Annotated in this window: 7 protein-coding genes; 6 read left to right on the forward strand and 1 reads right to left on the reverse strand. The window is 64.5% G+C overall.

From position 1 onward, the window contains the following. Positions 1 to 198: 198 nt before the first annotated feature. From KXR53_RS33845 to KXR53_RS33855, 3 genes are all read left to right on the forward strand, one after another. Complete coding sequence (locus KXR53_RS33845; RefSeq protein ID WP_437380031.1) at positions 199 to 2,130, forward strand: phospholipase D-like domain-containing protein; 1,932 nt, start codon at positions 199 to 201, stop codon at positions 2,128 to 2,130. A gap of 201 nt (positions 2,131 to 2,331) precedes the next feature. Beyond that, positions 2,332 to 2,802, forward strand: coding sequence for a hypothetical protein (locus KXR53_RS33850; protein WP_437380032.1), 471 nt, complete (start codon positions 2,332 to 2,334; stop codon positions 2,800 to 2,802). A gap of 854 nt (positions 2,803 to 3,656) precedes the next feature. Further along, positions 3,657 to 4,139: an anti-virulence regulator CigR family protein gene (locus tag KXR53_RS33855; protein WP_437380033.1), complete on the forward strand. Its 483-nt coding sequence runs from the start codon at positions 3,657 to 3,659 to the stop codon at positions 4,137 to 4,139. Between the two features lie 72 nt (positions 4,140 to 4,211). On the opposite strand, the gene KXR53_RS33860 is transcribed toward KXR53_RS33855, so the two are convergent. Next, positions 4,212 to 5,210, reverse strand: coding sequence for a hypothetical protein (locus tag KXR53_RS33860; RefSeq protein ID WP_437380034.1), 999 nt, complete (start codon positions 5,208 to 5,210; stop codon positions 4,212 to 4,214). A 559-nt stretch (positions 5,211 to 5,769) separates the two neighbouring features. Between KXR53_RS33860 and KXR53_RS33865 the strand changes: the two genes are divergently transcribed. From KXR53_RS33865 to KXR53_RS33875, 3 genes are all read left to right on the forward strand, one after another. Continuing rightward, on the forward strand, positions 5,770 to 6,723 hold the full coding sequence (locus KXR53_RS33865; RefSeq protein ID WP_437380035.1) for a helix-turn-helix transcriptional regulator: 954 nt from the start codon (positions 5,770 to 5,772) through the stop codon (positions 6,721 to 6,723). A 390-nt stretch (positions 6,724 to 7,113) separates the two neighbouring features. Next, complete coding sequence (locus KXR53_RS33870; RefSeq protein ID WP_437380036.1) at positions 7,114 to 8,319, forward strand: NAD(P)/FAD-dependent oxidoreductase; 1,206 nt, start codon at positions 7,114 to 7,116, stop codon at positions 8,317 to 8,319. Between the two features lie 270 nt (positions 8,320 to 8,589). Beyond that, positions 8,590 to 9,128 (forward strand): MBL fold metallo-hydrolase (locus KXR53_RS33875; protein WP_437380037.1); only part of this gene is annotated, 539 nt, incomplete at its 3' end.

Genomic DNA, 9,128 nt, shown 5'->3' on the forward strand with positions numbered 1-9,128 from the left:
CTTCGTGCGTCGCATCACGGTGCCTGAGCTGGATCAGCCCGCTTTCGAAAGTGGCCAGGAGGGTGCTGCGTTTCTACTCTCGGAGACTTCGGTCGCTGCTGCGTCCAGTGGGTAGGGAAGTGTCCAAAAGTTCAAGTCGCGTAAAATGTCAGCTGAACCGGAAGTTGGTTGAGCCTCGATTACAGAGGGGAGAACCGAATGGTGGGCATCGGACAGGCAAGGGCGTATTGCAACAACGAAGTCGCCTACATCGCTTGGACGCTCACCGGAAAGATCCCGGACTGTCTGGGGTTCGAGGTCACACGTGTCTACCTCAATCCCGATGACACGCCCGCACGGCGACCAGACGGCAGCGAGGATCGGGTCAAGACGGCCGCCTACGTCGCTTTCAAGGGTCAACGCAATCCGGATTGGAACGTGCAGGACACTGGTGTCTGGCCGGTCCAGAAGCTCACCTGGCGTGACCTGACTCTCCGCAAGAGACGCGACGGTATGAAACGACGGCCCGAGGACGTGCGGGTCCGCTATGAGATTCGCCCGGTGGGGGATCTGCGGCCCGGCATGGAGCCCGTGCCCTCAAACGGCCGCGAGAAGGTCAAGGATCCTGCAACCGGCAAGCTCAAACCCGCCTATAAAGGCGGGCCGCGTCCGCTCGGCTATCTCGCACCGGCCACCCTCACTAACTCGATCTTCGTCACCAGCCGTCTCGACCTGTTCCGCTTGACCTTCACAAACGGCATCTTGGCCGCACAATGGCTGCGTAACGTCCTCATGGAGGATGGCGTAATCAAAAAGGGCGAGCTCATCGAAAAGCTGTCCGACCCTCAGGATCCGCATCGCAAGTATCTCGCCGGCGACGTCCTCCCGCTCCTGCGCGAGCTCTTCGCCCGTCCCGGCTCGTTCCGTCTCTGCCTTTACGAGCTTGAGGACGAGGAGCTGGAGCAACTGATACTCAACAACGGCCCTCGTTGCCGCCTAATTCTGGCCAACACAGGAAAGAGCAAAGCTCCTGGCGTGGGCTGGGACGAGCGCAACAGCAAGGCACGCGAACGCCTCAGGCAGGCCGGAGTCGATGTCCAGGCGCGTATGTTCAACAACAACATTCACATTGGGCACAACAAGTTCGTGGTGCATCTGTCTCCCGGCGGCACCCCCAAAGCCGTCTTCACTGGCAGTACGAACTGGACCGCGACGGGCGTGGCCGGCCAAACCAACAACGCCCTTCTGATTGAGGACCATAAGGTCGCTAAGATCTTTCACGACTACTGGGACCGCATTCACGCGGACGAGTTGCCGGAGCCGCGCCCGCTATCAGCTGACATGGCTGGGAACCGGCAAGGTGCACAGCTTCGGCTGGACAATGCGGCCTCGAAGACAGTGACGCTCGCAAATGGCGCAAGCCTCACGACCTGGTTCTCGCCGAACATGAAGCAGCGCAAGAAGCCGTCGCCGAACCCCCCACTCCCGCCGGATCTCGAGCATGTCTATCGGCTTATGCGGCTGGCCAAACAAGCGATCTTCTTTCTCGCTTTCTATCCCGGTCAGCGTGGTCGCGACTGCATCATCGGCGAGGCGACCGAGATCGGTCGCAAGGACGGCAAGCTCCTCGTCATGGGCGCCGTATCCAGCCCGCAGGCGATGCCGAACTACATACCGGCATCGGCAGACGATGACAACGAGGAGGTGGCCGCGGCCAAGTCGCCCAGCACATTTCGGGAGAAGAACGTCTCGATCGTACGCGCCGCTCGGATCGAGGACGAAGGCATCGTCGGCGACCCTGGGAAGGAGGTACTGAGCGCGGGCCGTGCGATCATTCACGACAAGATCGTCGTAATCGATCCGCTCTCGACGGACTGCTCAGTCATCCTCGGAAGTCATAATCTCGGGTTTAAGGCGTCCTACTCGAACGATGAGAATATGGTGATCGTCTCTGGCGACCGTGCCCTCGCTGAGGCTTACATGGTCCATGTGCTCGACGTGTACGATCACTATCGGTTTCGTGCTGTCGAGCAGGAGCTCGAGCGCGAGGGCAAGAAGGGTTGGTCTGGCTTTCTGCAGATTACCGATGCCTGGCAGGACTGGCATGTCGCTCACACCACGGGAGGGCTCGCCGGCTACTTGAGCGGATGAGTAACTTCCCATCCGGGTTCAATGGAGGTCCGGCCTGGACATCCTGGATGGCCTGACGACTGACCGCCTCGGCTCATGACCCCGGTTCCGACGAAGGTCGGCTTTCGATCCGCCAGATCGCCCCGGGAACGGCCGATTTCGGGTCAAGTTGCGCCGTAGAGCATTCGATACTGGACGACTGCAACGGGTCGAAACGCGTCCATGCCAATCGCCAATGCGACCGTCGCGAAATGGCGCATTGCGACCTCCGGCGTCGTCGCCGCCGACGTCTGCTTTCAGGAGGTGGCAAAGCTGTTCTCTATCGAGCACGCCGGCGAGCCGGAGGTCCTGCTGCCGGCGATGACGCTCGGCGAGGAGGTCGTGCAGGACTACCAGTCGCTGCGCCATTCCCTGAAGGCGCATCCGATGTCCCTCCTCCGCCGGCACGTCGCCGGCGAGGGCATCGTCTCCACGGCCGAGATGCGCGCCGCCAAGGACGGCAGCTGGGTCGCCACCGCCGGCCTGGTGCTGATCCGTCAGCGCCCGGGCACGTCGAGCGGGGTGATCTTCGCCACGCTCGAGGACGAGACCGGCATCGCCAACATCATCGTCTGGCCGCAGGTCATGTACTCGCTGAAGGAGGTCGCCGGCACGATGACGCGCCACTCGGGCTTCAGCCAGCCCTTCCAGTAGTTGCTGTCGAGCCTACGCACGTTCGTGACGTAGGACGGGTTCGGACCTACCGGGGGAAAACCCCAGCGCATCATCTCCAGACGCCGGTTCCCATTGGCGTCGAGCCGCAGCACTGGTGCCGGATAATCAGGAAACACCGATGCCATGCCTGAAAAATTGCCGAGGTCCACATCCAGAGCCTCTGCAAGCTTGCGCAGCTCGTCCTGGCTCGTGTTCACGGCATAGAGGTTACACATCGCGGCGGCTCCCCTCGTTCGCTGGTATTGTGCACGGCCCGGCCGCACCGAGGGAAGCGCGTCCGTCGGAGCGACCTGCTATCAAGCGGTTGCCGTGTGGAGTGAAGGTCGTGTCGGCGCGCTGGGTTATGCTCGTCCATAGACCGAGCGCTTTTGGAGCGGCATCTCGATCAGGCTGAGCGACACGTGGCTCTGGGTGCTCGCCAGGTGCAGCGCGACGACGCCTCGAACCCGGACACATGCCAGCTCGTCGGAATCGCCCTCCTGACCGGCGTGGCCCGCATGGAGGATGCCGCAACCAGCCATCGCGCCCAGCACCCGGAGGGTGCGCTGCGTGGGCAAAGCCCGACCCGGAGCATGGAGGGGGAGAACCGGGCCGGGCTTGAGCGCTGGTGTCGGGTGGTAGCGCTCAGTGAGAGTTGACGTGCATCGTAAGTTGAAGAACAGGGAGACCGGAACCCCTTTTTGGGTGTCGGCGAACCTGTCGAAGCCCGGCTCCGGTCTATGTCGAGCCGCCATATTGCATCGCCCCGACCCCGGGCATCAGTATCAACGTCCCACTGCGGTTCGACTGACGAAGCCGCGTTTGGCACGAGGGTGAAGACTTTGACTCCAAGAATGCCGACGACCGGCGCGGTCCGGACCCTGCTGCTTGCGGCCGCCGCGTTCGGCCTGCTGACGGCCGATCCCGCCGCCATGGCGGCCCCCCATGGTCAAGGGCAGGGGCAGGGGCAGGGCCAAGGACAGGGCCGCGGCAAGAAGCAGACCGTTATCGTGCCCGGCAACCCGGGCCAAGGCCTGGGCAAGTCCCACCGCCAGGGCAATGCCGGCACGCCGGCGGTGCTGTTCCAGCCGCGGGACCGCGACTTGATCATCGACTATTACGGCGGCTGGCCGCAGGCACAGGCGCTGCCGCCCGGCATCGCCCGCAATGTGGCACGGGGCAAGCCGCTGCCGCCGGGCATTGCCAAGCGGGGCCTGCCGCCAGACCTGCTGGCCCGGCTGCCCCGCTACGACGGCTATGACTACTACATGGTCGGGTCCGACGTGGTGCTGATGGCCATCGCCACCGGCATCATCGTCGACATCCTGACGGATTGAGAGCCCATCTGAAGACGGGCGGAATCGCCAACGGCCCCGGAGCCTGAGGCCCGCCGCGAGATTATCATTCCCTCAGTCGAACGGGCGGAAGCCTTCCCGGGCAAGCGCCAGGTCATGGTCGTCGACTACGCCGTTGCCGTCGACGTCCAGATTGGTCGTCTCCCAGTCGCCGGCTGGCCCTGAGCCGGGCTTGACCTGCTGGATCCGGTCGGCGAGCTCGGCCTCGAGCGCATCAATCAGGGCGGGATCCGTGGTCGGGTCGGCTTTGAGATCGGCGATCCGTTCCTGCAGGTCACGGATCCCCGTCTCCTGCGGCGTGCCGAAATTCGCCTGCATGGCGCCGACATTGGCGCTGTAGCCAAGCTCCTTGGCCAGGCTGACCAGGGCCGAGACACGCGCCCCGTGATTGCGGAACGGCCCGTTGCCGACGGTCGGCGACCAGCCGGAGCCGGCGAGCGCAGCGGTGGTGTCGTCGTCGAGCGAGATGGTGTCGGCCTTGCCGGGCCTCATAGCCCTGGTCTTGCCGCTGCGGCCGGGGCCGTCCGTGTCATCCGTCGAGCTGGCGATACCGATTTCATGGCGGGTGCCTCTGATCTTGCCGCTGTTGCCGGGGGCGTCATCCCCGGAGCTGTCGACGCCGCTGCCGGTGCTGCTGGCTGTCCCGCCGACGTTGCCGCTGCCGTTGCTGTCAGCCTTGCCGCCGCTGCTTCCGCGATCGTTGCCTCCCCCTTTTCCACTGCCGTTGCCGCCCCCATTGCCCCCGCCATTCCCGCCGCCATTCCCACCGCCGTTGCCGCCTCCGTTGCCCCCGCCATTCCCGCCGCCATTCCCACCGCCGTTACCGCCTCCGTTGCCCCCGCCATTCCCGCCGCCGTGTCCGCCGCCATTGTCCTTGACAGTGATGAACTGCGGCTTCGAGACGTCCTTGAGATCCCCCCAGGTGGCGGCGCTTGCGGCCGTGGCGTAGAGCAGTCCGAAAGCGGCCACGATGGGCAGCGTCGCAGCAGAACGAATACGCATCAGAAACTCCAGAACCGTGGTACCGAAGCGGGCTGCAATTGCCCGTCTCACATTTCTGACGTCCTGAGAGCCACCGGTATTCCACAGACATCTGGAGAGTATTTGTCGCCGTGGTCAGGCGGATGCCTTGGGAGGGCGGGATAAAGCCGCACTCCGGACGCCTGTTGCGCGCCGGGGCCGCTTCTCACTCTTCCGCCGGCCTGGCCCGGCTGGGGTGCGCCATTTCCGGTCGTCGCCCTCGGTTCTCCAAAGGGGACGCAACCGAAGCCGGCCGGGAGAAGGCCTTCCTGGCCAGCCCAGCGCCCGAGACGCTCCTGGAACCGGCCATGGAGACCAGCTCCCTGAAGCGGACGTGACCGCGAGCAGCTCGCCGCAGACATCTGATACTGCGAAAACCGGCCGTCCAAATCGGCCTGTTCGGCGCGAATTTACTTTATAGTTCCGACCGAGCGCTCGAATGAGAAATGATATCGAGCTATCTGGTTCATGTTTCCGTGGATCGCGTCAAATTCGTTCGAGGATCGAAATGAATCTCTGTTCTGGCGATTGGCTCAGAGCCTAGCACCGCTCTTAGGCCAGCCATCCTCAAGCCCGATGCGAGCATATGCCCGTGAGTAAGCCAGACTTGCGCGTACCTTCACAGGAGGATCCGCCGGCCGCGCTGGAGGCCAGCCGGAGCGACGCGCGGATTGCGGACGAGCGTCTTGCCGATGTGGAGATGGCCCGCGTGCTCGGGACCACACCATTGCGCATGGCTTTGGACACCTCTGGTGGCGGCATCACCCACTGGAAACATGGACCATTGCACGACGTCGTGAGGCCCATGAGCCACCACGTCATCATGGCGTACAATGGCTCGATGCAGCGCATGGAGCGGCGGTCAGGGAGATCGGTCGCGATTGGAACGTTTCGTCCCGGGGTTGTGACAATCATCCCCGAAGGATCGAGCTCCCGATGGGATATCCCGAAACCGGTTAACGTCGTTCAGCTCTATGTTCCTCACACGACCCTCAAGCGCGTTGCCGAGGAAGCCGATGCTGTCACAGCGACCGATCTCCTGGAGCGAACGGCGCATCCCGACCCGATTACATCCCGGTTGGTGTTGAGCGCGGCCGATGCGCTGGAGGGTGCCGGGGCCCTGGATGCGCTGTTCAGGCAACAGCTGACTGACCTCCTGGCCACGCGCCTCCTGGTTGCGCACACCGGCTCGCCAACCACATTTCAGCCGACCACGGGTGGACTGTCGCCGAGGGTGCTGCTCCGCGCCATCGAACGTTTGCGCTCCGACAGCGATGCCGACCTCTCCCTCGCTGCCCTGGCTTCGGATGCCGGCCTGTCGCGCTTCCACTTCTGTCGCGCCTTCAAGGAAAGCACCGGGCTTTCACCTCATGCCTGGCTGCGCCAGCACCGGCTCGAGCAGGCCATGACAATGCTGCGTGACACCGACGCATCGGTCGTCGCCGTCGCGATCGCGCTTGGATATTCGTCTCAGACAGCTTTCGCCGCGGCGTTCAGGCGGCTGACCGGCGATAGCCCGAGCGATTGGCGGCGACGCATGCGTTAGCAGCAATCGCGCTGCAAGCACAGCAATCGCTCTGGCGCAGCTGCGGACCCCGCTCAGTAGATTTCGGCCATCATCAACGACAAGACGGGGACAGATGATGGGCCGGATCACCGCAATCAGCGATTTCGCGATCACATCGCGACGAAGCATTCCCTGACATCGGCGTCATCGAGGATCTGAAGGGCATCGCCGTGCCAGCGCTCGCCCAGATCAAGGCATGTGCCCGATGGATGCTGGCGTCGCCAATGCCGAGCTGCCGTCGTTCATGACGGCCTGGCGCCTCCGCTTTTCGTCCTCGCGTCACCGTCGATCCGAAAGCTTCGCCGTCCATGAGGACCGGCAGCGGCGACGTGCGCCTTCCAGAAAAACTCGTTCACTGGAGCAGACCCCATGCGACTCGTCATCATTGGCGCCGGCTTCGCTGGCATGTACGCCGCACTTTCCGCCGCCCGCCTGCGCGACATCAAGGGCGTCTCACCCGAGGAGCTCGAGATCGCGCTCGTGGCACCGGAGCCGACGCTTGTCGTTCGCCCGCGGCTCTATGAACCGAAGCCCGAGACACTGACGGCCCCGCTTCAGGGCGTCCTCGAGGCCATCGACGTCGTCTACACCCAGGGCCGCGCGGAGGCGATCGACACCAGATCCCGCGCAGTGGAATTCGTTACCGCCAACGGCGCCCGTGAGACGATCTCCTATGATCGGCTGGTCGTGGCGACCGGCAGCCGGCTGTTCCGACCGAATATTCCCGGACTCGCCGAGCATGCTTTCAGCGTCGACCAGCTCGACGACGCGATCGCGCTCGACCGGCATCTGCACAGTCTGGCCGATCGTCCGGCAGGCAGCGGGCGCGACACCGTCGTTGTTGCCGGCGGCGGCTTCACGGGCATCGAGGTGGCAACGGAGATGCCGGCGCGTCTGCGTGCGATCCTCGGCGACAGTGCCAAGGCGCGCGTCGTCATCGTCGAGCGTAACGATGCGATCGCCCACGACATGGGCGCGGGCCCCCGCCCCGTCATCGAGGACGCACTGCGCAAGCTCGGCGTGGAGACGCGGCTCGGTGTCGGTGTTGCGGCGCTGGACGAAGCCGGCGTCACGCTTGCCGACGGCGAACGCATCGAAAGCGCGACGGTGATCTGGGCGGCCGGCATGCGCGCAGCCCCGTTGACCGCACAGATCCCGGCCGAGCGAGATAATTTCGGCAGGCTGCTTGTCGACCGCGACCTGCGCGTGCCTTCGGTACCGGGAGTCTTTGCCACCGGCGATGCCGCCAGGGCGGCATGCGACGATCTCGGCAACTACGCACTGATGTCGTGCCAGCACGCCACGCGGATGGGCGCCTTTGCTGGCAACAATGCCGCGGCCGAGCTCCTGGGTGTTCCGACCAAGCCGTATGCCCAGAAGGCATACGTCACCTGTCTCGACCTGGGCGAGGCCGGCGCCCTCTTCACCCGAGGCTGGGATCGCAAGGTCGAGATGGTCGGCGCGCCAGCAAAGAAGACCAAGCACGAGATCAACACGGTCTGGATCTACCCGCCCCGAGCCCAGCGCGCCGCCGCCCTGGCATCGGCCGATCCGGAGCGTGTGACCGACCTGTAGGTCCTTGCGCAGCATCGTCTGGGCGGAGCGCGCAGAGTAGCAGCAATCGCTCGACAGCAACGGCAATCGCTCTGGGGCGGCCGTAAGTCAAATTCGGTAGATCATCATGGTGACACTCCAGCAATGAGCGTGTCACGGCCGCTGGGACACCTCACCAGCATTGACCGCCCTTCCTCCGGGAAGCAGTCCACCCAGGATCAGATATCGAGTTCAAACACAAGGATTTTGAAAATGAATCAGATGATCAGCAACACTCAGCAGGAGACCGAAATGAACATCGACAACACCACACACCCTGGCACCGAAGAACTGGTTCCGTCGCGCTATGCGCTGCGGGTCGGCGAGATCGACGTGCTGGTGGTCAGCGATGGCGTCCTGCCGCTGCCGACCGCGATGTTGGCCCACAACGTCGACCCCGCTACCCGGGCGGCCTGGCTGAAGGACATGTTCCTGCCGCCGGACGCGTTCGACTGGGCGCTGAACGTGGTCGTGGTGCGGAGCGGCGACCAGACCATACTGGTCGACGCCGGGCTGGGCTTCGACCCGGACCTGCACCTGCCGCGGGCCGGGCAACTGATCAAGCGACTGGAGGCCGCCGGCATCGATCTCGCTTCCGTGACCGATCTGGTGCTGACCCACATGCACATGGACCATGTCGGCGGGCTGCTCGTCGACGGGGTGAAGGACCGGCTGCGCCCGGACCTGCGGATCCACGTGTCGGCCGCCGAGGTCAAGTTCTGGGAGGCGCCCGATTTCTCCCACGTCTCCATGCCGCCGGGGTTCCCGGACGCGCTTCGGTCGGCCGCCAA

The organism is Inquilinus limosus, from assembly GCF_051487185.1.
Taxonomy (GTDB): domain Bacteria; phylum Pseudomonadota; class Alphaproteobacteria; order DSM-16000; family Inquilinaceae; genus Inquilinus; species Inquilinus limosus_F.